Annotated in this window: 24 protein-coding genes; 12 read left to right on the top strand and 12 right to left on the bottom strand. The window is 65.8% G+C overall.

The annotated features are described in order from the left end of the window. Positions 1 to 94 precede the first annotated feature (94 nt). Together PKD89_RS04270 and PKD89_RS04265 are read left to right on the top strand one after the other, a co-directional pair. Positions 95 to 1,168 (top strand): aminoglycoside phosphotransferase family protein, encoded by a 1,074-nt coding sequence (locus PKD89_RS04270; RefSeq protein WP_287380260.1) that lies wholly within the window; start codon positions 95 to 97, stop codon positions 1,166 to 1,168. 87 nt (positions 1,169 to 1,255) lie between these two features. Next, positions 1,256 to 2,476, top strand: a complete 1,221-nt coding sequence (locus PKD89_RS04265) for a cytochrome P450 (protein WP_289012346.1) — start codon at positions 1,256 to 1,258, stop codon at positions 2,474 to 2,476. Here the strand turns inward: PKD89_RS04265 and PKD89_RS04260 are convergent, their stop codons facing one another. Further along, entirely contained in the window at positions 2,477 to 4,372 is a 1,896-nt protein-coding gene (locus PKD89_RS04260) for a phospholipase D-like domain-containing protein (protein WP_289012347.1), read from the bottom strand. It lies immediately after the preceding gene. 294 nt (positions 4,373 to 4,666) lie between these two features. Here PKD89_RS04260 and PKD89_RS04255 point away from each other — a divergent pair, with 294 nt between their 5' ends. The 4 genes from PKD89_RS04255 to PKD89_RS04240 all read left to right on the top strand — a co-directional run bounded on the left by PKD89_RS04255 (position 4,667) and on the right by PKD89_RS04240 (position 8,183). Further along, positions 4,667 to 5,578: a hypothetical protein gene (locus tag PKD89_RS04255; RefSeq protein ID WP_289012348.1), complete on the top strand. Its 912-nt coding sequence runs from the start codon at positions 4,667 to 4,669 to the stop codon at positions 5,576 to 5,578. 162 nt (positions 5,579 to 5,740) lie between these two features. Further along, positions 5,741 to 6,571, top strand: coding sequence for a patatin-like phospholipase family protein (locus tag PKD89_RS04250; RefSeq protein ID WP_289012349.1), 831 nt, complete (start codon positions 5,741 to 5,743; stop codon positions 6,569 to 6,571). Next, positions 6,568 to 7,596, top strand: a complete 1,029-nt coding sequence (locus PKD89_RS04245; protein ID WP_289012350.1) for a 1-acyl-sn-glycerol-3-phosphate acyltransferase — start codon at positions 6,568 to 6,570, stop codon at positions 7,594 to 7,596. The genes PKD89_RS04250 and PKD89_RS04245 overlap by 4 nt, the downstream gene beginning before the upstream one ends. Before the next feature lie 341 nt (positions 7,597 to 7,937). Beyond that, positions 7,938 to 8,183: a hypothetical protein gene (locus PKD89_RS04240; RefSeq protein ID WP_289012351.1), complete on the top strand. Its 246-nt coding sequence runs from the start codon at positions 7,938 to 7,940 to the stop codon at positions 8,181 to 8,183. A gap of 220 nt (positions 8,184 to 8,403) precedes the next feature. On the opposite strand, the gene PKD89_RS04235 is transcribed toward PKD89_RS04240, so the two are convergent. Next, positions 8,404 to 9,192 carry a hypothetical protein gene (locus PKD89_RS04235; protein ID WP_324332282.1) on the bottom strand — a complete coding sequence of 263 codons (789 nt, stop codon included), beginning with the start codon at positions 9,190 to 9,192 and terminating at the stop codon, positions 8,404 to 8,406. A 363-nt stretch (positions 9,193 to 9,555) separates the two neighbouring features. Further along, the gene (locus tag PKD89_RS04230) at positions 9,556 to 9,972 is read right to left on the bottom strand and encodes a MarR family winged helix-turn-helix transcriptional regulator (protein ID WP_289012352.1); all 417 of its coding nucleotides are present in this window, start codon (positions 9,970 to 9,972) and stop codon (positions 9,556 to 9,558) included. Between the two features lie 460 nt (positions 9,973 to 10,432). Here PKD89_RS04230 and PKD89_RS04225 point away from each other — a divergent pair, with 460 nt between their 5' ends. Beyond that, on the top strand, positions 10,433 to 10,753 hold the full coding sequence (locus tag PKD89_RS04225; RefSeq protein ID WP_324332295.1) for a phosphotransferase: 321 nt from the start codon (positions 10,433 to 10,435) through the stop codon (positions 10,751 to 10,753). 285 nt (positions 10,754 to 11,038) lie between these two features. Here the strand turns inward: PKD89_RS04225 and PKD89_RS04220 are convergent, their stop codons facing one another. Further along, positions 11,039 to 11,323 (bottom strand): metalloregulator ArsR/SmtB family transcription factor, encoded by a 285-nt coding sequence (locus tag PKD89_RS04220; RefSeq protein WP_287380275.1) that lies wholly within the window; start codon positions 11,321 to 11,323, stop codon positions 11,039 to 11,041. 105 nt (positions 11,324 to 11,428) lie between these two features. Here PKD89_RS04220 and PKD89_RS04215 point away from each other — a divergent pair, with 105 nt between their 5' ends. Together PKD89_RS04215 and PKD89_RS04210 are read left to right on the top strand one after the other, a co-directional pair. Then, positions 11,429 to 12,502, top strand: coding sequence for a permease (locus tag PKD89_RS04215; protein ID WP_425591229.1), 1,074 nt, complete (start codon positions 11,429 to 11,431; stop codon positions 12,500 to 12,502). 20 nt (positions 12,503 to 12,522) lie between these two features. After that, complete coding sequence (locus PKD89_RS04210) at positions 12,523 to 12,759, top strand: thioredoxin family protein (protein ID WP_287390245.1); 237 nt, start codon at positions 12,523 to 12,525, stop codon at positions 12,757 to 12,759. A 109-nt stretch (positions 12,760 to 12,868) separates the two neighbouring features. Here PKD89_RS04210 and PKD89_RS04205 read toward each other — a convergent pair whose 3' ends face one another. Then, positions 12,869 to 13,255: a DUF302 domain-containing protein gene (locus PKD89_RS04205; RefSeq protein WP_287390244.1), complete on the bottom strand. Its 387-nt coding sequence runs from the start codon at positions 13,253 to 13,255 to the stop codon at positions 12,869 to 12,871. A 44-nt stretch (positions 13,256 to 13,299) separates the two neighbouring features. Continuing rightward, a complete protein-coding gene (locus tag PKD89_RS04200) occupies positions 13,300 to 13,845 on the bottom strand; it encodes a ferritin-like domain-containing protein (protein ID WP_287390243.1) in 546 nt (181 codons plus the stop codon). Positions 13,846 to 13,926: 81 nt separating this feature from the next. Between PKD89_RS04200 and PKD89_RS04195 the strand changes: the two genes are divergently transcribed. Together PKD89_RS04195 and PKD89_RS04190 are read left to right on the top strand one after the other, a co-directional pair. Further along, positions 13,927 to 14,796: a universal stress protein gene (locus PKD89_RS04195; protein WP_287390242.1), complete on the top strand. Its 870-nt coding sequence runs from the start codon at positions 13,927 to 13,929 to the stop codon at positions 14,794 to 14,796. Between the two features lie 161 nt (positions 14,797 to 14,957). Further along, positions 14,958 to 15,656: a ZIP family metal transporter gene (locus PKD89_RS04190; protein WP_287390241.1), complete on the top strand. Its 699-nt coding sequence runs from the start codon at positions 14,958 to 14,960 to the stop codon at positions 15,654 to 15,656. 202 nt (positions 15,657 to 15,858) lie between these two features. On the opposite strand, the gene PKD89_RS04185 is transcribed toward PKD89_RS04190, so the two are convergent. After that, positions 15,859 to 17,178, bottom strand: coding sequence for an ISL3 family transposase (locus PKD89_RS04185; RefSeq protein WP_289012353.1), 1,320 nt, complete (start codon positions 17,176 to 17,178; stop codon positions 15,859 to 15,861). A 144-nt stretch (positions 17,179 to 17,322) separates the two neighbouring features. On the opposite strand from PKD89_RS04185, the gene fabI reads away from it, so the two are divergent. Continuing rightward, positions 17,323 to 18,096, top strand: coding sequence for an enoyl-ACP reductase FabI (gene fabI, locus PKD89_RS04180; protein ID WP_287390239.1), 774 nt, complete (start codon positions 17,323 to 17,325; stop codon positions 18,094 to 18,096). 120 nt (positions 18,097 to 18,216) lie between these two features. Here fabI and PKD89_RS04175 read toward each other — a convergent pair whose 3' ends face one another. From PKD89_RS04175 to PKD89_RS04155, 5 genes are read right to left on the bottom strand one after another with little or no spacing between them, the layout of a single operon-like run. After that, complete coding sequence (locus tag PKD89_RS04175; protein WP_287380288.1) at positions 18,217 to 18,459, bottom strand: acyl carrier protein; 243 nt, start codon at positions 18,457 to 18,459, stop codon at positions 18,217 to 18,219. A gap of 10 nt (positions 18,460 to 18,469) precedes the next feature. Further along, a complete protein-coding gene (locus PKD89_RS04170; RefSeq protein ID WP_287390237.1) occupies positions 18,470 to 19,894 on the bottom strand; it encodes a 2-oxo acid dehydrogenase subunit E2 in 1,425 nt (474 codons plus the stop codon). Beyond that, the gene (locus tag PKD89_RS04165; RefSeq protein WP_289012354.1) at positions 19,891 to 20,862 is read right to left on the bottom strand and encodes an alpha-ketoacid dehydrogenase subunit beta; all 972 of its coding nucleotides are present in this window, start codon (positions 20,860 to 20,862) and stop codon (positions 19,891 to 19,893) included. Before PKD89_RS04165 ends, PKD89_RS04170 begins: the two co-directional genes overlap by 4 nt. Then, a complete protein-coding gene (pdhA, locus tag PKD89_RS04160) occupies positions 20,859 to 21,872 on the bottom strand; it encodes a pyruvate dehydrogenase (acetyl-transferring) E1 component subunit alpha (RefSeq protein ID WP_287390233.1) in 1,014 nt (337 codons plus the stop codon). Before pdhA ends, PKD89_RS04165 begins: the two co-directional genes overlap by 4 nt. Continuing rightward, positions 21,862 to 21,987 (bottom strand): hypothetical protein, encoded by a 126-nt coding sequence (locus tag PKD89_RS04155; protein ID WP_289012355.1) that lies wholly within the window; start codon positions 21,985 to 21,987, stop codon positions 21,862 to 21,864. Before PKD89_RS04155 ends, pdhA begins: the two co-directional genes overlap by 11 nt. Between the last annotated feature and the right edge of the window lie 79 nt (positions 21,988 to 22,066).

Genomic DNA, 22,066 nt, shown 5'->3' with positions numbered 1-22,066 from the left:
CACGGCCGCATCATCAGCCCGTTGCCAACGTCTACCTTCTCGGGATGGACGCCCTGAACTCTTTGCTCACCCGGCGGCGTAGGGCGGTTTGGTCGTGAGCGGCGGTGTGCAGCACGGCGCCGTGGCGCCGAGCGAGCCGATCACGGCATCGCGGGTCACCGAGCTGCTGCAAGGTGCCGGCCACGACGTGGTCGTCGAGACGATCACGATCGAGGCGGTCGGCACCGGACAGATGGGCGCGAGCTACCGGATCGGGCTTGGCATTGCTGGGGACCGGGGTGAGCTGCCCGGCACCCTCGTGGCCAAGATCGCCGCCGGACCGACCGACAAGCGGGAGATGGCGGCCGGCAGCTATCGGACCGAGGTGGACTTCTACCGGAACATCGCATCGACGGTTGCGGTGCGGGTGCCTCGGTGCTGGGCGTCGTGGACCAACGACGACTGCACCGACTTCGTCCTGCTGCTCGAGGACCTGGCGCCGCGCCGGCAAGGCGATCAGATCCTGGGCTGCAGCGCCGAACAGGCCAGAGCGGCTGCGGTGAACGTTGCCGGGCTGCACGGACCCCGCTGGTGCGACCCGACCCTGGTCGGACCAGGCGGGCTGAACGTCTTGGATCCGGACGGCGCGGCGATGCTCGGCGAGGTGATGACGCCGATGAACGAGATGTTCTTCGACTACTTCGGTGACCGGCTGGCTGTCGAGCATCGGGCTGTGTTCGAGCGGGTCCCGGCGGTGGCGGGCGCCTGGCTGCTGGGTCGTCCGGAACGGCATGGGCCGGTTCATGGCGACTACCGGCTCGACAACCTGATGTTCGCCCCGGACGGCAGCGACGTGGCCGCGGTCGACTGGCAGACGATCAGTTTTGGCCTTCCCGCCCGGGATCTGGCGTTTCTGTGCTCGACCGGCCTCGAACCGGAGTTGCGGCGCAGTTGCGAAGAGTCGGTGCTGGCGGCCTACCACGAGGCGCTGCTGACCTACGGGGTTGAGGGCTACTCGCTGGAGGAGTGTCGTGATGACTACGCCTACGCCATGCTTCAAGGCCTGTTGATCGTGGTGTTCGGCTGGGCGGTGGCCGACAAGACCCCCCGGGGCGATGCGATGTTCCTCGCCATGGCCGAGCGGACGTGCGCGGCCATCGACGACCACGATCCGTTTGCACGCCTCTGACGCTGCGAAGCCATCACAGCCAACCGTCTGCGTGACGCTCGCGGCGGTTGCAGAGCAACAGCCGTTGTTACCAACAAGGGTGGTTACATGAACCTGCGCTACGACCCGCTGGACCCCGAGTTCCTCGAAAACCCGTACCCCACGTGCGCCAAGCTGCGCGATGACGATCCCGTCCACTACCACCGGGCGACCGTCAAGGTTCCGGGCTTCTGGGCCTTGTCCCGAGTCGCTGACATCTGGGACGCGGTGCGATCACAGAAGCACTTCTCGTCGGCTCAGGGCTTGACCTTCTACCCCGACGAGATCAGCCAGCTTGGGCTCCCGCCCAACCCGGTGATGCTCGATTCACCCGTCCACACCCAGCTGCGGGCGCTGATCGGGCGCGGCTTCACTGCCAGACGGGTCGCCGAGCTCGAGGGCATCATCTGCAGCTTTGTGCGCCGCCGGCTCGTTCACCTGGGCGAACGTGCGGCCGACGACGAGCCGGTGGATCTGCACCAGGAGTTCGCCAGCACGATCCCGACTTACGTCCTGGCCGAGCTCTTCGGTGTCGCCGAGGAGGACCGCCTGCGCTTCGGGCCGTGGGTGCAGGCGCTCACAGCGATCCAGAACGACGGCCTTCGGATCGGCCAGATCGACGGCAAGGGCGCGGTGGCCGAGATGCTCGGGTACTTCAGTGAGCAGATCGAGGCGCGCCGAAGCCAACCGGCCGACGACCTGATCGGGGCCTTGGTCGCCGCCGAGATCGACGGGGAGCGCCTCAGCGACTGGGACATTCTCGGCTTCTGCTTTGTGGTGGTCGCTGGTGGCAGCGACACGACCGCGTCGTTGATCTCCCACGGCGTTGCGCTGCTGAGCAAACGGCCCGACCAGCGGGCGGTGCTGGTGGACGACCCGGCCGTGATCGCCGGTGCGATCATCGAGTTCCTCCGCCTCGAGTCCTCCGTGCAGGGGTTGTGCCGAACAACTATTCAGGACGTCACCATCCACGACACCACGATCCCCGCTGGGGAGAAGGTGATGATGCTCTACGGCTCGGACAACCGCGACCAGCGGGAGTTCGGCGATGATGCCGACCGGCTCGATGTGCGCCGAGCGATCCCCCGCCACCTGGCCTTCAGCAGCGGCCCGCACTTCTGCATCGGCAGCCATCTGGCCCGGCTCCAGGCTCGGGTTGCCTGTGAGGAACTGCTGGCGCTGCATCCGGAGGTAACCGTCGACATCGACGCGGGTCAACGTCACCGCTCACCGTTCGTGCGCGCCTTCGTGAGCCTTCCCGCCGACGGGTTGTCTGCGCCTTCCGTCTGATCAGGACGCTGTGGCGACAGGATTGGCGAACTGCTCGGCGAACAGGCAGCGGTCGCGGCAGCGGAGATCGTCCGGATCGTAAAACTTGTGTACCCAGAGGTCGGTGGTGCCTAGGTGCCAGCCGATCCTGGCGGCGGCTTCGACCGGCCTGGCCGTGTTGATCTTTTGGGAGGATCCGTGCGTGCTGAAGCCATCGAGGAAGTTGAAGTGGTCGACGAGTTCGATCGCCTCGATCGCAAATGCGGTGGCCACGTCGGGGTCGTTGATTTCGATGAGGTTGTCCCCGTTGACCTGTTCTCCGCGCAGCGCCAGGTTGGACGATCCGCAGTACACGACCGGCGCCTCACCGTTGAAGCCACACACCACGAACTTGTGGTGGATCTGGTGGCCGGCCACGCGTGGAACCTGGCTGAAGGGAGGGGGTAGCCGAACCGCGGTGGGTTTGCCGGTGACCAGCACCCCGCCGGGTTGTCCGGGCCGGTACAGCTTGATGCCGTCCGGGTTGTCCGAGATGCCGTAGCTGAAACAGGCCGGGTCAGCATGCAGTTCGTTGAGGGCGAAGTAGACGGGGTTGCCCGCCCGCCGCTCGTCGTCGCTCGCTGGCGGCGATCCCTTCTTTCGTCGGGTGTTCAGCTCCATGACGGCGAAGAGAACGCTTCGGCCCGATGCGGGCGTCGCCGTCGTCTCCCGGTCGAGGCGGCCGAGGAGCCTGCCGAGGATCGAAGTGGCGTTCTCGTTGGAATGGGGTGAGAAGTGGATCGTGGTGCTGGGGACGTGTGCGGTGACGAACGAGACGGCCGACTGGTCGAGCCCAGTTTCGATCCAGGACCGTCGGGTGACGTCGCCCTCCCACGAAGCGTCAAACACGGTCCGGTAGGTCTTGGCCACCTTTGGGTCGTCGAACACCAGCACGTGGTTGGAGTTGACGTAGAGGCCGGTGGTGGAGAAATTGGTCGAGCCGGTCAGCACCTTCCGGGCTCTGTTCTTGCGCGAAGCGATCAGCACTTTGTTGTGGCTGTAGCGCCCGAAGTGACCCCGCTTGAGCTGGCTCCCGGGTAGCGCGGCGAACCGCTCCGCAAACTCGTCCTCGGGCTTGCGTCCGCCCGACGCTGGAGGCTTCGCGTCGTGGTGCAGCGCAGCATTGTCAAGGATGATGCGGGTGCGGGCGGCCAGCGTGGGGTCGAGAAGGCGCGTGAGGATCGCCGGCTCGTTCAGATCGTAGGCAAACACGTCGAGCGTCATGTCCGGGTCGACTCGAACCTCGTCCAACAGCTCGAGGATGAGCGGCCGTGCGGTGAAGCCGAGCCAGCGGTGCTCGTCCTCGAAGGTGAAGCTGGTGCCGTTGGTGGCGACACCGGCTATCTGCGAGGTGTCCCACACGAGCTCCGGGTTGTGGGGCTCAAACGTCGCTTTGGGGCCGAAGTGGTCTGCGTACGCTTGGGATTGGACGAACCCCCGGGTGAAGCCGACCCGCAGGCGGCCCTTGCGGAACGGTGCCACGTCGATCGCCAGGCTGGCTCCCAGGGCACGATCGATCGGCGCCATCGACCGGTCGACAAAATAGCGGGGCGTCACGGTGTAGGTGTACCGGCCGAGGTTGGGCTGAAGTCCTTGGTGCACCAGGCCGGGATGGTGCACCCACCGAAAGGTGTGAAACGGCGAGTTGATCGATGCCCTGGTCGGTTGCGCAGGATCCTGGGCATGTGCAGATGGATCGGCGAAGGTGAGGCGGTTGTACAGGAAGTACGCCGCACCGCCAGGCGGTTGGGCGCTGATCGTAAATCCCGCGAGCCCCGTTGTCGCCCCCTCGTCGAGGTCCCAGGAGAGCAACGTCTTGGCGTCACCCTGGCGGGCGCTGAGGCGGAAAGGCCCGGTGGTAGCGGTGCTCACTGACATGGTGGCGACCTCCGAAGCCAACATCGCACGGATACAGGGAGCTTGCAACCGAATGATGCAGCTCCTCGATGGTCGCCGGGACAGCGGTGGCTGTGGGCAATTTCTTTGCGGACTCCCGGGACAGAAATTTGTCCCGGGACATATTTCCCGGATCTTCGGGACACCGGACCGATGCTGACGGGACGCTGTGCTCGTGACGATGTAGCTGCACCAAACCAGCAAAGGACCGTCATGATGAATTCACCCAGCCCCAGTCGTCCCTCAGCCCCCAGAAGTACCGGCCGGCTTCGCTGGTTGGCCCTTTTGGCCTCAGCCTTTCTATTGATTGGTTTCACCGCCTGCTCCTCCGACTCCGATGCTTCTGCCAAGTCCTCGACGACCGAGAAGGATGCCGTTGACGCCACTCCCGCGAAATCCGGCGGAGGGGCCGATATCGCCAACGCCATTACGATCACGGCTCCGGGGATGTCATATGACGTCTCCGGCGACCTTCGCCCCGGTGTGGCAGCCATCACCTTCAAAAACACCGACGACGAGTCTCACATGATGGTGGTCGCCCGACTGAACGATGGCGTTACCCGCGACCAATTCGAAAAGGCCCTTGAGTCGCCCGATGAGAGCGCGGTCAACAGCCTGTTGGCTGACCCGCAGGATACGGGGTACGGCACGCCGGCCGAACTGGGACCAGGCCAGCAGAGCACCGTCATCACCCAGAACCTGAAGGAGGGCAACTACGCAACCATCTGCTTCTTCACCACCGACGACGGAACTCCGCACTTCGCCATGGGAATGATCGGTGAGTTCAAGGTGACCGGAGAACCCTCCACGGATGAAAGGCCCGACAGCGACGGCACCATCACCATCGACGACAAGGCGATCACGATGCCCGACGGCTTCGAGGGCAAGGGCACGTTCGCAGTGGAGAACACCGGGGCCAAGGTCCACAACATCCAGCTCGTGAAGCTGGATGACGGAGCGACGATCGAGGGCTACCTCAAAGCGGTCAATGAGACGATGTCCAACGGCAAGTCGGTGGAAAACGCCAAGGGTGGATTGCTGATGGGCGGGGTCGACGTGGTCGAACCCGGTCAGATGGTGTGGTTGGTACTGGACCTTCCCGCTGGCAACTACGGCTACCTGTCCACCGAGGATGCGCAGGACTCTCCGAAGCCTCCTACGCAGATCGGCGAGTTCACCGTCAGCTGAGTGAGTGACGAACGAGAGCGTCGGGCATTCCCTCGGCTCTGCCGAGGGAATGCCCGCGTACTCCAGCCGGCCGCCGACGCCATCGTCGGTCAGCCGCCGACGCCGCAGGTCTCGCTGCCCGGAAACGGTGTGTCTCGGCGAGGCGCAGTGTAGAAAGAGGCGATGCCATCCGCTACCGCATTTGTCCTGGGCGGCGGCGGCGACCTCGGTGCCCACCAGGTGGGGATGCTCGGAGCGCTGATCGAAGTCGGCATCACCCCCGACTTGGTGGTGGGCACCTCGATCGGGTCGATCAACGGGGCGATAATCGCTGCCGACCCGTCCGGCCGGAGCGTCGAGGCGCTGACCGAGCTGTGGACGACGCTCGACCGCTCGGGGGTGTTTGGGGGCTCGATCTTTTCCAAGGTTGCCACCTTCGCCCGGTCGGGAACCCACCTGAGCGACAACCGGGTGCTGCGGGAGCTCCTCGAAGAGATCCTGCCCGTGCGCCGCATCGACGACCTTGCGGTCAACTTCGAATGCGTCGCAGCAAGCATCGAGCACGCTACGGCCCACTACTTCTCTACCGGACCGTTGGTCGAGGCCATCCTGGCCTCGTCTGCCGTGCCGGGCATGTTTCCCCCGGTCGAGATCGACGGCGAGCACTTCCTCGACGGTGGGCTCGTCTCGTCGATTCCGCTCGACCGGGCGATCGCCCACGGTGCGACCACCATCTACGTGCTGCAGGTGGGGCGGGTGGAGGCACCGTTGGCGCCGCCGTCCAACCCGTGGGAGGTCGCCATGGTGGCCTTTGAGATCTCCCGCCGACACCGCTTCACCGAGTCGATGCGCAACCTTCCGGACAACATTGCCGTGCACGTCCTGCCGACCGGCGACCCGAAGACGTTCAACGACGTCAGCCAGTACCGGCGGGGAAACTCGGAGTCGATCGAGCGCCGGATCGATCAGTCCTATGCGGCCTCGATCGACTACCTGAACTCGATCGAACCGTGAAGCTGCCGCCGCGCTGGCTGCGCCGCATCGTCCTTTGGCCGCTGCCGCTGCTGGCATTCATCCTCTACATCACGACAGTGCCGCTGTTCGTCATCGCCGCCCTGGTCGTCTCGTATCGGCTGCCCGGAAAGTGGCGGGCACTCCGGCTGCTCGGCCTGGCCACCTGTTACCTGTTCGTCGAGGTGGCGGTGACCATCTCCGCCTTGGCGCTGTGGTTGGCGTCGGGGTTCGGTTGGAAGCTGTCCTCGGAGGCGTTCGTCAGCGCTCACTACCGGCTGCTGCGTTGGACCCTGCGGCTTCTCGTATACACGGGAAGTCGACTGTTCTCGCTGAGTATCGACCAGGACGGAACGGCGCTGCCCACCGATTCTGGCGATGGCAGGATCAGCGATGCGCCGCTGATCGTCCTCAGCCGCCACGCTGGCCCCGCCGACTCGTTTCTGCTGCTCCACGAGGTCATGTCCTGGGCGGGGCGCCGTCCCCGGATCGTCGCCAAGGCGACGCTCCAGCTGGACCCGGTGTTCGACATCCTGCTCAACCGGCTTCCCAACCGGTTTATCGAGACAAACCCGGCCCCGGGCAGCGACGCGGTGTCAGCTATTGCAGAGCTGGCGACAGGAATGACCAACCGGGATGCCTTTGTCATCTTCCCCGAGGGTGGCAACTTCACCGAGGGCCGCCGGGTTCGTGCCATCGAGCGGCTGCGCAGCGACGGTCACGAGGAAGCCGCTCGCCGAGCAGAGTCGATGACCTACCTCCTGGCGCCCCGCCCGGCGGGCACCCTGGCAGCCATCAGCGCCTGCCCCGACGCCGACGTTGTTCTGGTTGCCCACACCGGCCTCGATGAGATCTTCACGGTCCCGGATCTGTGGGCGTCCCTGCCCGAGGACAAGACGCTGCACCTGGCATGGCGAGTGCTTCCGGCAGCTGACGTTCCCGCTGGCTCGGCCGAGCGCATCGACCTGCTGTTCCGGGCGTGGGAGGGCATCGATAAGTGGATCGGCGACCATCGAGCCACGGAGTAGCACCACGACCGCTCCATGGCCGGAGGGGTGGGGGCACACCAACCCTGCGTTGGCGACCCGTCGTCAATCTGACCCCCTCCTGAGGGCGCCGACGCCTGGTCGATGACGGCCCCACCGTGGGGGCCTGGGTCCCGTCCACCCCGGCCAGTTTCCATCGGTGCTGTTGCACTCGTGTGCGGAGCCTCAAGGGACGCTCCGACATGCTCCGCTGCGCTCCCCGTGTCTGCGCTCTACGCCCTTGACCCACCGCCCCCGAGCGCACCCTGTCGACACATGGTCGAGGCGCCGTTCCGGACGCCTCAACCGTCCCGAACCCTCAGTACCGACAGGAGCCACCCAACATGGGCCGATCACTTGCAGAGCTCGCAGCACTCGCCACCGATCCGAACCTGGACCCGTTCGAGCGCATGTGCCACGCCGCAACGCTCACGAACCGGGCGCACGCCGCCACCGTCACTCACGCCCGTACGTGCGCTGTCCGGGGCGAGGAGACCTTGGAGGACCTGGGGAACGTGCTGGACATGTCAGCGGAGGACGTGGGCCGCCTGGTCGGCTGGGAGCAACTGCGCCTTGGTGGCGTTGGCTGAGCGTCGGCGGGCGCCCCGAGCGTGGCGCCGTCCCGGGCGGTGCTCGCTGCGCTGCGCTCCGCTCCGGGCGGCGCTCCCGTTCGGCGCTGCCGTCGTCGTTCAGACACCGGCCCCCGATCGCCCAGTTCGACCCACCACCAACCAACCCGAGCCACGAACCCCGATCACCAAACCATGTAGTTACCGGGTGCAGTGATACAGAACCGCACCCGGTAAAGCGTCAGTCGACGCCGTTCACATCGGTCGCTGGTCGTGAGTCGTCATCTTCGGCGTCGAACTCAGTCGACATCGCTTCTCTATCTCTATTCCGTGCTCTAAATGCTGCGAACTCGTCGTCCTGCTGTTCTATGGCTTCGCGCCGTTCAGCGTCCTTCTTATCTCCGTCTCGTACGTAGACTGAGATGTCTCCACGGGCGCTTTCGCTCCACTTGGCAATTGTCTTCTCAACCTTCGCGAGCGACTTGGCTGCGTCGTGCACGGTTCGAACGGCGACCCACCTCCGACCGAGATGCGTAGCCCAATCAAGTTCGTAGGTGTGGGAGTGCTTCTCACCGTCCGGACTCTGGTAACTAATATTAAAATGGTATTGAGTGGGAAGGGCGGCGTTGGTTCTGGTGGGGGCGAAGTCCCAAAGCGTCCGCCACGCCTGACCAGGAGCCAATGTGGGGATGCTGCTCGGGATCTCAACTTCTCTAGATCCTTGGCCCGAAGGACCAGAGGTCTGCAGCAGCGGTCTGTCGGGTTTAATCTCAATCGCAGTGGCCACAGTCTGTCCGAAATTCTTAATGACCAGCTCTACCAATTGCGGCATGGATTCAACGGTCTCCATGTAAATCGCTACGTAGGGCCAAGACTCCTTCCGTCGGATCTCCTCCGCTGCCCTTATCTGTTTTAAGGCTAGGTATGCGGCTCCTAGTGCGACTACCGCTGTCGCCCAGGTCCCTAAAGCTTCCCATGTGCCAGCCGTCCGGCCCATGAACGTTGGCTCTGTGAGTAGAAGTAGGTGCACTCGCCCTCCAAGCGTTGATGTCCTCAGTGCGGTCTTGGATGGGGGGATATACGCCCAACCGCCCTCCGATCAGCGTAGCAATGCTGACTGTGGTTCGGGAGGAGTAGGGGTATGTTTTAGAACTTGCTGGGTTGGCGGTGTCGGTCGCACCTCTACCTATTCGAACGTGCAACCGGGCTCGACGGAAGCCTCAGTCCGAGTGCCCATCTCTCACGCGCCGCATCCCGCTGACCGGCGAGGTCGGGCTCGATCTGTGCCTGGATCGGCGGTCCGTCGATTGCGCAATGGAAACGCTGCAGGGATGACGGTCGCTCACAGATCGCATCGGCAGACGCGTAGCCCTCTTGGGCACGGGGCTGTGGCTCAGCCGAGCGCCAACTCGTTTAGCACCTCCTTGAACACTCGGTAGCGGTCGGCTCCGACCTGGTCGGCCCAGTTGCGTTCCATGGCGGCGATGGCCTGCTCACTCATGGCCTTGATCTCGTCGCCGGCTGGGGTCCGGGTCACGATTCGGGCCCGTTTGTCGATGGGGTCGGGGTTGATGGTGATCCACCCCCGCGCCTCCATTTCGACCAGCCGCTGACCCACGGCCTGTTTGGAGATCCGCATCGCCTCGGCCAGCTCTGATGGTCGGGCGCCATCGGTCGGGAGTATGCCAAGCAGGGCCCCGAAGGTGCCCCGCATGCCCTCGATGGTGAGGTCGAGGTGCGGCCGGATGTCGTGTCCCGCTCGCCGGTTGAGGCCGTCGAGACGTGAAAAGACATGGTCGGGGAGCGTCACTTGGTCAAACAGGTTGACTAATATAGTCAAGGAAGCTTCTGCGTCACCGCTGTAGTTGAGTGCATACCTCCCGAGCACCACGCCATCGTGCTCGAACAGCTCAACTGGCTGGACGAGCCACGCGTGTACGGATGTGGCCTCGAGAGCGACATGCCTGAGGGAATCCGCTTGCCCAAGCTGCTGGCCATCGATCGTGCCTGCGACGACCGGCTGGTCCTCTGGCTGGAAGAGGTCGACGACGAAGGCGGGCCCTGGAACCTTGAGCGATACCGTCGGTCGGCTCGTGGGCTGGGTCGAATGATCGGCCGCTGGCCCGAGGCGCGGGTGGAACGCAACCTGGGATTGGGCCGACGCTCGCTGCATTATCTCTTTTACGGCAAAATGATGAACGTCGATCTGCCGCTCCTGGCCGACGATGCCACCTGGGGCGACCCTGCGGTCCGGGAGGTGACGGCGGCCGATCCAAAGTTGCGAGAGTCTGGCGTGGCTGGCCGGAGCGGCACCTGCGCTGCTCGACCGGGCCGAAGCGCTGCCTCATGGCCTGGCGCACGGCGATGCCTCACCGACCAACCTGCACGAACCGGGGGACGGCACTGTTGTTGCCTTCGACTGGAGCTACGGGTCGTTGGGCCCGGTGGGGAGCGATCTTGGCCAGCTGCTGGCCGGTCGCTTCGATTCCGGTGTTGCAGAACCTGACGACCTCCCTGCGATCGCCGAGACGATCCTCGACGCGTTCAGCGGTGGCCTCGCCGACGAGGGGTACCCCGCCCCATCGGAATAGCTGCGTCTGGCATGGGCCACCCACCTAGCCGTCCGATCGGCGTTCTCGGCGATCCTGGTTGATCGCCCCGGCCTTGGGGAAGCAGACCGGGCCGACCTGATCCGACGCCTAGCGCCACTCGCCCGCTACGCAGTGGATCTGGCGCGATCGGTCAGCTGACGTCGTAGCAGGACTCCCTGCTCGATCAACGGGCCATGCTCGCCGCCGACCGCAGCGAGCATCGAGCACGCCACGCCCACTACTTCTCCGTCGGGCCCCCGGTCGACGCCATCCTGGCGCGGTGTTTCAGAGGGAGCTGATGGCCGCCTTGAGCGCTGCGAGACCCTTGGGGTCGACGCAGTAGCGGGTCCGGGGGCCGTCGATCTCGCCCTGGACGAGCCCTGCTTCGCGCAGGATACGGAGGTGCTCGGAGACGGTGGACTGGGCGAGGGGCAGCCCGTCGACGACCTCGCTCGTGGCGCAGGTGTCTCTGGCGACGAGCATTCTCAGGATCTGCACGCGTGCCGGGTGTCCGATCGCCTTGGCCATGGCGGCCAGCTCGTCGTCGGTTGTGGTCGCCTGTCTGCTCATCGCCCATCGACGATACCCGAAGAAGTCCTTGTTGCCGATCGGTCCATCGTGTATCGTCGAACGACGATGAACGACGATGAACGACTGTGGGGAATGAAGTCTCGGATGAGCACCTCCACCGATGTGCCGCCAGCGTCCCAGCCATCGCCAGCGTCCCCTACATCGTCCGAGGTGCGCCGGTGGCTGCTGGTGGCGGCGACGGTTGCGTTGTGGTGGGCGCTGTACAGCCTGAACCGTCCGTTCTGGGATTGGCTGCTGTTCGACGTGGTCGGACTCGAAGGCGAAAGTCGGCTGGGAGAGTCGATCCACTTCTTCTTCTACGACGTCACCAAGATCACACTGCTGTTGGCCGGAATCATCTTCGTGGTCACGGTGCTCCGCAGCTTCATGTCCGTGGAACGCACCCGGGCGCTGTTGGGCGGTCGGCGTGAGGGCGTGGGCAATGTGGCGGCCGCAGGGCTTGGGGTGGTGACCCCGTTCTGCTCGTGTTCGGCTGTGCCGGCGTTCATCGGGTTTGTCGCAGCTGGAGTTCCGCTCGGGGTGACGATGAGTTTCCTGATTGCGACTCCGATGGTGAACGAGGTCGCCATCGTCATGCTCTACGGCCTGTTCGGCTGGCGGATCACCGCCATCTACATCGCCACCGGACTGGTCATTGCTACGACCGCCGGGTGGGTGATCGGGCGGATGGGGATGGAACGGTGGGTCGAGCCGTTCGTGTTCGAGACGAAGCTGCGCGGCAAGGTGATCGACCCGTCGATGGGTCTGTCCTGGAACGACCGCCTCGCCATGGGACGCGAGGAGGTTGCGACGATCCTGCGCAAGATCTGGCCGTTCCTGCTGGTGGGTATCGGAGTGGGCGCGATCATTCATGGCTGGGTCCCGGAGCAATGGTTTGCCGATCATGCTGCGGGTCCCTTGGGGGTGCCGATCGCGGTGGCTCTCGGGGTGCCGCTCTACTCGAACGCGGCAGGTGTCATGCCGCTGGTCGAGGCGTTGCACGACAAGGGCATGCCGATGGGTACCGTCCTGGCGTTCATGATGAGCGTCGTGGCGCTGTCGTTACCCGAGATGATCCTGTTGCGGCAGGTACTGCAACCCAGGCTGATCGCCACTTTCATCGCTGTCGTCGCTTCCGGCCTCATCGTCACCGGGTACCTCTTCAACGTGATCATTTGAACCAGCACAGGAGTCATGAAATGGACATCAAGATCCTCGGCAGCGGTTGCACCAAATGCGACAAGCTCGAAGCCGCTGCGCGCACCGCCGCCGCCGAACTCGGCGTCGAGGCCGAATTCGAGAAGGTGACCGCCCCCGCCGAAATCGCATCATGGGGAGTGATGGCCACCCCTGCACTCGTCATCGACTACGAGGTCGTCCTCGCTGGGCGGGTCCCCTCAACGGACGACGTCAAGGCCCTGCTCGCCGGCCGCTGAGCACCCGGAGTTCGACGAGCGATCGTCCGCCTCACCAACAACGTATGCGGCCCCCCGTCCTGAGCCGGGCTGACCGAAGGAGCGGAGCTACCGCTGCCGTGACCTGCGGCTACTGCAGCTGGGTGAGCGCCTCGCCGAGGAGCTGACGTGCCTCATCGCTGACCGGCCCCAGTTCTTCCTTGCCGGTGAGCGATGACATGAGGCCCGGGTCGAGGGCCTCAACCGTGACGCCACCGTCGGCCTCCCTCACCACGACGTTGCAGGGAAGCAGAACGCCGATCGTCGGGTCGGCATCGAGCGCCCGTCCGGCCAGGCCCGGGTTACATGCACCCAGGATCACGTGTCGAGGGATGCTCTTGTCGATCTTCTCCCGCATGGTTGCCTGGAGGTCGATCTCGGTCAGAACCCCGAAGCCCACGGCGGCGAGGGCGGTCTTGACCTTGGTGAGGGCCTCATCAAAGGGCTCTGAGAGGATGACGGTTTCTTCGATGATCATGAGGCTGCTCCGAGTTGTCCGAGTTGGGGGCCCACCCTAGGTAGCTACGGGCGACCCTGCTCGCCGGAGCGACGGCGCCGTCGTTGGCCGCCGCGACCTTGGCCTTCGGGCCCTTCGCCGCCAGGGCCCTGGCCGCCGCGACCACCGCCACCTTTTTCGCCTGGTTGGGCGTGACGCTCGAAAGCGGGGAGATGGTTCTCCTGAGATGCGCGTTGCAGGTTTCGGTAGGTGGCCAGCAGATCCTCGCGTTCGGTCCCAGCCAGCAGTCGGTCGTACAGTGCGGCGTTGTCGATCTCGTCCTGGACCCCGGCCTGGCAGGCGTCCTCGATCGAGGAGAAGCGCGGCGCCTGTCCCGGCCAGGGGTCATCGGGGACTTCGATCCCGTAGCGCTCGAACAGCACAAGGAGCGCATCGATGTGGCGTTGTTCGGCCTCCACGATGTTCGAGAACGGGCGGACCTCCCCAAAGTCGGCGAGAACCTGTCGGTAGGTGGCGCGTGCCTTGTATTCGTCGTCCAGCGCCATCAGGAGGTCCTCGATCTCCCTGTCGGTCAGTGTGCCTGAAGGTTCATGTGCATCCATGTCGGCCATGGCCCCGAGCCTACGGAGTACCCGCCCGTTCAAGGCACCGGTCGGATCACCTCGCTCGTTCAAACCTGCGATCCTCGTGTCATGAACGGAACGGCGCGCATCATTGTCGGAGTCGACCACTCAGAGGAATCGCTCAACGCTCTCGGGTTTGCGGTCGAGGAAGCCGCACTGCGTCGGGTCGAGCTGGAGGTCATGTGGGCGTGGAGCGACCACACGCCTCGCTCGCATGCGTTCGGAGGGGCTGGTGATGGTGTTGACGTTCAGCTGAGTGCACAGCGACAGCTGGAGGGCCTGGTCGAAAGCCGGGTTCCCGAGGATCTCGATGTGACCATCAGGGCGGTAGTCGACAAACCCGACACTGCGTTGGTCGATTCAGCCGAACGGGCCGAGCTTCTCGTCGTCGGGACGCGGGGCCGGGGCGGCCTTCTTGGCTTGCGGCTCGGCTCGGTCAGCGTGAAGGTCGCCGGCCGAGCGCCGTGCCCAGTGGTGGTGGTTCGTCCGACGGCCGACGGTCCGGAGGTCAACACCGAGCCCCGGATCGTGGTGGGTGTCGATGGTTCGGGCTCGGCGAGAAACGCTCTTCGATGGGCATTGACCGAAGCATCGGTTCGCAACCTGCCGATCGTTGTAGTGAACGGCTGGATGGAACCCACCGTCGCTGCGACGTTCCCCGGGATGGCTTCCCCAATCGACGCGATTGGAAGAGCGGCGTCAGAACTGATCGAAGCTGAACTGGAGATGACAGCCCAGGACGCCGCCGGTGTCACGGTGCGCGTCCAGGCGGTGTGTGCCAGCGGGGCATCGGCCCTGGTCGACGAGTCGCGCGGCGCCTCCCTCGTCGTCGTCGGTTCGAAAGGTCAAGGGGGCCTCTCTCGCGTGCTGCTCGGGTCCGTGGCCCAACAGGTCATGCGTCACGCGGAGTGTCCCGTGGCCGTGATCCCTCAGTCCTGAACCCTGGGTCTCGGGGCCGACCCGTCGGCATCCATGACGTTCGGAAGTGACCAACAACTCTAAGGTCGAACGCTTGGGGCCGAGGGGCCCTCGGGGGTGGATCCGATGCAGAAGCGGGTGTGATGTCGACTCTTGGTTGGATCATCTTGGGTGGGGTTGCGATGAGTGCGATCGCTCTCGTTGGTGGGTTGGCAGCGTTGCTGCCGCAGCCGGTGCTGGACCGCGTGCTGTTGCCGATCGTGGGCCTGGCAGCCGGTTCGCTGCTCGGCGGCGCGTTCTTCCACATGCTTCCCAGCGCGATCGACGCCCTCGGGAACAACCTGGCCGTCTATGTCTGGGTGGTCGCCGGCTTCGTCTCGTTCTTCGCGCTCGAGCAGGCGCTGCACTGGCACCACTGCCACTTCAGACCCGACGAACAGCGCCAGCCGCTCGGCTTCCTGTTGCTCGTCGCCGACGGTCTTCACAATCTCGTCGGCGGTCTGGCCGTCGGCTCGGCGTTCGTCGTCGACATCCGTGTGGGCGTGGTGACCTGGCTGGCTGCTGCGGCGCACGAAATCCCCCAGGAACTGGGCGACTTTGGCGTGCTCATCCAGGGGGGTTGGACGAAGCGATCCGCCCTGTTGTGGAACTTCGTGTCCGCCCTCACCTTCCTCATCGGCGGAGTGGTCGCCTACTTCAGCGCCGACGTGGTCGACGTGGCCTACCTGTTGCCGTTCGCAGCGGGGAACTTCATCTACATCGCATCGGCCGACCTGATCCCGGAACTGGCGACCCATCGCGCCGGGCGCGACAAGTTGGAGACGACCGCATCGCTGCTGGGCGGGTTGGCCATTCTGTACGCAGCGACCTGGATTGGCTGAGCGAGAACCCTGCGCCGTCGCGTGACGGGCCCGCTTCTGGAAGCGGCCCGGTCGAGGGCTGGGGGCATGTTCGGGTAGGTGTAGAAGCCGTCGCAGGTCCACGTTGTGCAGTGCCCCAGGCTGACGTCGTCAGGAGCGTTGCACGTGAACTGCCGAAGTCGTTTTCGAGCAATATAAAGGGCTCTCCTGTCGTTCGCGTGGGTCATTTGGTGGGGGTTCTGCCGGGGAGGTCGGGCCGGTAGCCGCCCAGTGAGAGCAGTGCGAGAGCGATCAGTGCTTCTGGTGTTTTGAATCCGTATGCCATTCGGGTGAGCACACGGATCTTGGTGTTGGTCGACTCGATGAGCGCGTTGGAGAGCCCGTGGTCGAGTGTCGCGTTGATCGCAGCACGGTGTCGGCGGATCTTCTGGCCGAGTTTCACGAACGCGTCGATCCGGCATCGTTGGGCCCATGACAGCCACCGGTCCAACGCGTCTTTCCCGGCTTGACCCTTGACTTTGAAACAGAATCGGAGGGCTTCTTTGAGGAGGTAGCCCCTGTGGAGTCTCGGGTCGGTCTTGGCGACCCACGCCAGTTTGGCCCGCTGATTGTCGGTCAGATTTTCTGGGTTCTTCAACAGCGCATAGCGGGCACCCTTCAGGCCCTTGACGAGGTCGTTGCCGGGTCGTGGCGGAGCGTCGGCTGGTGGCCGTCCCCGCTTGCGTTTCGGTTCTTTGCGGGCCAGTTTGCGGGCGTCGTTCCAGGTGTCACGGCGGAGCTCGTCAAGGGCGTCGGTCGCCCACGCCACCACATGAAAAGGGTCCGCGCATTGGACCGCCTGAGGACACTTGGCGGTGTCAGCGTTGGTGATCCAGCGGGCCGAGTCAGCCGACACGTGGGTGATCTCGGCGCAGCGTTCCTCGCCGAGCAGCTCAAAGAACCGGGTGACGGTCGCCTCGTCACGGCCGACCGCCGCCCACAACAGGCGTCCGCTGTCATGGTCGACAACGATCGTCAGATACTTGTGGCCACGCTTGTAGGAGATCTCGTCGATCCCGATCCGCCGGAGCCCCGCCAGCCGGTCAACCTGCCCGTCGATCTCCACCTGGATCCGCTCGACAATCCCACCAACCGTCCGCCACCCGACCCGCATCAACTCGGTCACCGCCGTTTTCGATGTCGCTGTAGCGAGCCAGCCGATCGTGTCCTCGAACCCGCGGGTGAACCTCGACCCGTGCCGGGCCCACGGCACCTCCGACGCCACGACCCCATGGGTCCGGCAACGCACCCTCGACGCTTCGGCTTCGATGAACACCTGAACAGTGCCCATATCCAGGCTCCGCCACCGGCGAGGGCCGGTGCTGCGGCCCCGGTCATAGCCCGCCGAATGGCGGCCACATACCCCGCACCGGCGTCGGGTGTTACGCCGCTGGCGGACCGTTGCGACGATCTCCTCGGCCTCGGGATCGAAGTCGACGGACTCGATCACCACCCGCCGGCCGGAGTTCTCGAACCCCAACACCCGATGCCATAGATTCTTCACCGAAGCCGCTCCTTGTTTTCTCGGACCTAGACAGCCCGAAACCTAGACAGGGAGCGGCTTCGCTCACTACACCCCTGTCATTTCAACCCACGCGAACGACAGGAGCCAGAAAAGTCGGGTGAATTGCGAGCATGGGGCCTGAGCATGTTGGACAACAAGCGGTTGCTGATCACCGGCGTGGTGAACGCAGACTCGATCGGATATGCCGTGGCACATCGGGCGATGGAGCTCGGGGCGGAGGTGGTGTTGTCGTCGTTCGAGCGCGACCGGGAGCGCACGGAGGCGGCGGCGAGCACCTTGCCCGGTCCGACAGATGTGCTCGACCTTGACGTCACCCAGCCCGAGCATTTTGCACGGGCGGGCGATGAGCTCGAACGTCGCTGGGGGCATCTCGACGGAGCGCTTCATGGGGTCGCCTTCGCTCCCAGGGCGGCACTGGCGGGCGGCTTTCTGGACGCCGACAACGATTCGGTGGCCCGGGCCTTCGCCACATCCACCTACTCCTACTCGGCTCTCGCCGGGCTGGTTTCCAGGCTGGCCCCCGACGAAGGAGCGTCGCTCGTCGGGCTGGACTTCGACGCCGCTGGGGCATGGCCCGTCTACAACTGGATGGGTGTGTGTAAGGCGGCACTCGAGTCGGCCAGCCGCTACGTGGCCCGAGACCTGGGCCCTCAAGGGATACGAAGCAACCTGGTGGCGGCCGGGCCGCTCCACACGCGGGCGGCGAGCGGTATTCCGGAATTCGAGCGCCTGACGGGTGCATGGGAGGCGCGTTCGCCGCTGGCATGGGATCCCACCGACAACGGGCCGGTGGCTGACGCCGTGTGTTTCCTGTTCTCTGACATGGCGCGCGCAATATCGGGTGAGATCCTCCATGTTGACGGCGGGTATCACGCCATGGCTGCCAACCTGCGATAGCCGTTCATGGCGCCTTGGCGCCGGCGCGGTTGAGGTCTCTGGTCGGTCGGGATCGCGTGGTCGTGAAGGCGCCCGGCTCACCGATCGTTACGCCGGCGAGCCGTCGCGGGAGTCCCCGGTTCAGGTGCGGGCCACCAGGTAGTCGACTGCGCCCTGGAGGGTGGCGAGCTGCTGGTAGTCGGACTCTGGCAGGTCCAGGCCTGTGCGGTCGTGCAGGGCCTCGTACAGCGAGATCAGGTCCATGGAGTCGAGGTCGAGTTCGTCGGCCATCGTGCTCGCGGGATCGGCTTCGTCGAGGTCCACCTCGGGTGCGATGCCCCGGAGGCAGTCGGCGATCAGGGTGCGCGCTTCGTCGCTGGTCATGGCGTGGCTCCTAGCTGGGAGGACCGGCGAGCCGGTCGGGGTCTGTCAGGGCACGTTCGAGCATGTGCAGGAATCGACTGCCGGTGCGTCCGTCGGAGGCGCGATGGTCCGCTGCCAGGGTGACGATCACGCTGCGGTGCGCGCCGACGGTGCTGCCTTCGACCCAGGGACGTGACCGGATCCGACCGAAGCCGACCAGCGCCACCTGGGGTGGTCGGATCACACCGTGCACCTCATCGGCTCCCTGGTCACCCAGGTTGGTCACGGTGATCGACGCCTCGCCCATGTCGGAGCCGCGCAGCCCCCCGGTGCGGGCTCCGGCGACCAGGCGGCGGAGGGCAACCATGGTCTCGTCGATGCCGAGAGCGGCGGCATCTGCGATGGTGGGGGTGACGACCCCGCCCTGGCGCAGCGACACCACGGTGCCGAGGTCGACCACATCGCTGGGCCGGACCGCGTCCTCGGTCCACCAACCGTTCAGCTCGCGCACCTCGGTGGCCGCCAGGGCGGTGGCACGCAACAGGGCGGCTGCGGGGAGAATCCGCTCTCGCGGCGGCCGTTGCGCGTTGAGCGCCTCCAGCCAACCGAGCGCGGGCTCCAGATCGATGGTGGAGCTGAGCCGGTAGTGGGGGATCTCGCGCCAGGCCCGCTCCATGACGCGAGCGATGGCCGACCGGGCCACCCGCCGGCGGTCCTCATCCGACGGTGCAGGTGTGGGTGCGAGCGTTGGGCGTTCCGCTGAGGCGCGTCGAGCGGTGAGGCGTTCGATGTCGCCGGCCCGGACCGCTCCCCGGGGGCCGGTGCCCGTGACCCCGTCGAGGTTGAAGTCACGCTCCCGGGCGAGGCGACGGGCGCGCGGCGTTGCGCTGTGGCGATGGTGACCGGCGCGCTCGACGTCGTCGCGCGTGATGCGTCCCCCCGGTCCCGTGCCGTGCAGGAGGCCGGGGTCAACAGCGAGGTCGTAGGCGAGGCGTCGCACCAGGGGTGACAGCACCACCGAAGCGTGGTGGCGACCAACCCCACCCGTCGGCACCGGATCCGGGGTCGGCCGGTGGGCCGGTTCGGATGGCGGCGTCGGCTGGGGCCGAGACGTTGGTTCCGGCGCCGGCGTGGATCGGGGAGTCGGCTCCGGTTGCGGTGTCGGTTCGGTTGGAGCGTCCGTGGGAACGATGGCTTCCTGAGCGGCGTTCGTTGCGTCGTCGCCGGATCCGATCCTGGCCAGCGGGGTTCCCACGGGTGTTCGGACGCCCTCCGGGACCAGCAGTTCCTCCACCACGCCGGTGGTGAACACCTCCATGTCGAGGTCCGCCTTGTCGGTGTTCACCACCGCCACCACGTCACCCCTGGTGACACGATCGCCGACGCTGACACGCCATTCCACAATCGTGCCCTCCTCCATGTCGGCCCCCAACGAGGGCATCAGGAAGTCGCTCACCTCGTCACCCGCCGCACCGCCTCGATCACGTTCTCGACCGATGGCAACGCCGCCGTTTCGAGGTGCTTGGCATAGGGGATCGGAACCTCGGCGGTGGCCACACGCTCAACCGGGGCGTCCAGGTCCCAGAAAGCGTGTTCTGCAACCCGCGCCGCCAACTCCGCGCCGATCCCTCCGCTGCGCCAGCCCTCCTCGACCACAACCAGGCGTCCGGTGCGACCCACCGACTCCAACACGGTGACCTCGTCGAGTGGTCGTAGCGTCCTCAGGTCGATCACCTCGAGGTCGGCGGTGTCAGCCAACGACTCGGCGGCCTCCAGGCAGGTATGCACCCCGGCTCCGTGGGTGACGACGGTGACATCTCCACCTGCCCGCATCAACATTGCTGTGTCCAGGTCCACCGGCGTGGGCCCGTCGGGCAGCTCACCGGGCAGTGTGAACAGGCCGGCGTGTTCGAAGATCAGCACCGGATCGGGATCCTCGAGCGCTGTGAGGAGCATCCCGGCTGCATCGGCCACCGTGGCCGGGGTGACGACGCGCAGGCCGGGGATGTGCGCGTACCACGCCTCCAGACTGTGGCTGTGTTGGGCCGCGAGCTGGCGACCGGCACCGGTGGTCATGCGGATCACCAGCGGTACGTTGAACTGTCCGCCTGACATGTGCGAGAGGGTGGCGGCGTTGTTGAGGATCTGGTCGAGGGCCAGCAGGCTGAAGTTGGCCGTCATGATCTCCACGATCGGGCGCTGCCCGGCCATGGCCGCCCCCACGCCGGCACCCACAAACGCAGATTCGGACAGCGGCGTGTCGCGCACCCGTTCGGCTCCGAACTCTTCCAACAGGCCGAGGCTGACTGCGAAGCACCCGCCGTATTGGCCCACGTCCTCGCCCATCAGAAACACCCGCTCGTCGTTGGCGAGCGCTGTCCGCATGCCCTCTCGCAGCGCCTCGCGGTAGGTGACGGCGCTCATCGGACACCCTGACGTGCGGGGGCTGCGGTGGAACCCTCGGAGTACACAAACCGGGTCAGGTCCTCGACCGGTTCGAGGGTGCCCGCCTCGGCGTAGGCCACCGCCTCGTCGATCTCGGCGGATACCTCGGCCTCCAGCTCGGTGAGTGCGTCGTCGTCCATTTCGCCGCGTTCGCGCAGCACCTTGACCAGCGCGTCGATGGGATCGCGTTCACGCCAACGCTCCACCTCCTCGTGGTCGCGGTAGCGCTCGGGGTCATACATGGAATGTGCACGGAAGCGGTAGGTGCGCAGCTCCAACAGCACCGGCCCTCCGTCGGCGCGCACGGTGGCCATCGCCCGGGTTGCGGCCTGGTGGACCGCGAGCACGTCCATGCCGTCCACAGGCCAGGCCGCCATCCCGTAGCTGGAGGCCTTCAGTGCGATGTCGGGGTCCGACTCCGAGCTCGCCAGGGGCGTGCCCATGGCATAGAGGTTGTTCTCGCAGCAGAACAGCACCGGTAGGTTCCACAGCGCCGCCAGGTTGAGGGACTCGTGAAACTCGCCCTCGGCCACAGCACCCTCGCCGAAGAAGCATGCGGTGATGGCCTCCGAGCCGGTGCGCTTCGCTGCGAGGGCAAGGCCCACCGCCACCGGCAGCCCGGCAGCCACGATGGCATTACCGCCGTAGAAGTTGGTGTCGGCGTCGAACAGGTGCATGGAACCGCCTCGGCCACGGCTGCAGCCCTCCTGCCGGCCGAACATCTCGGCGGTGATCGACCGCATCGACACCCCCCGGGCAAGCGCATGACCGTGGTCCCGGTAGGTGGCCACGATCGAGTCCTCGGGGCGGAGTTGGTCGATGATCCCGGTGGCGACCGCTTCCTCACCGACGTACAGGTGAAGGAACCCCCGGATCTTCGCCGCCGAGTACAGCTCCACACAGCGTTCCTCGAACCGGCGGATACGCACCATCTGGTGCAGCAACCTGCGTGCCGTGTCCGGGTCTACGGTTGCCAGCTCACCGGTCATGGGGGGACTCCTGGGTTGGTTCGTCGGTGCCCGGATTCTGGTCCGGGTCGGGCTCCAAGGTGGACAGGTCGCCCTCATCTTCGCCCAGCTCGCGGGCCCGGAGGACCCGCCGCATGATCTTGCCACTGCGGGTCTTGGGCCAATGCCGTTAACTTACGAGTGTGAGGATGATTTCGGGTAGGTGGGCTGGTTGT

Origin of the sequence: Candidatus Neomicrothrix sp., from assembly GCF_035329545.1 — a bacterium.
GTDB classification, from domain to species: Bacteria; Actinomycetota; Acidimicrobiia; order Acidimicrobiales; family Microtrichaceae; genus Microthrix; species Microthrix subdominans.
The sequence above is the reverse complement of the archived record's forward strand: the minus strand, read 5'-3'. Positions and strand labels throughout refer to the sequence as shown.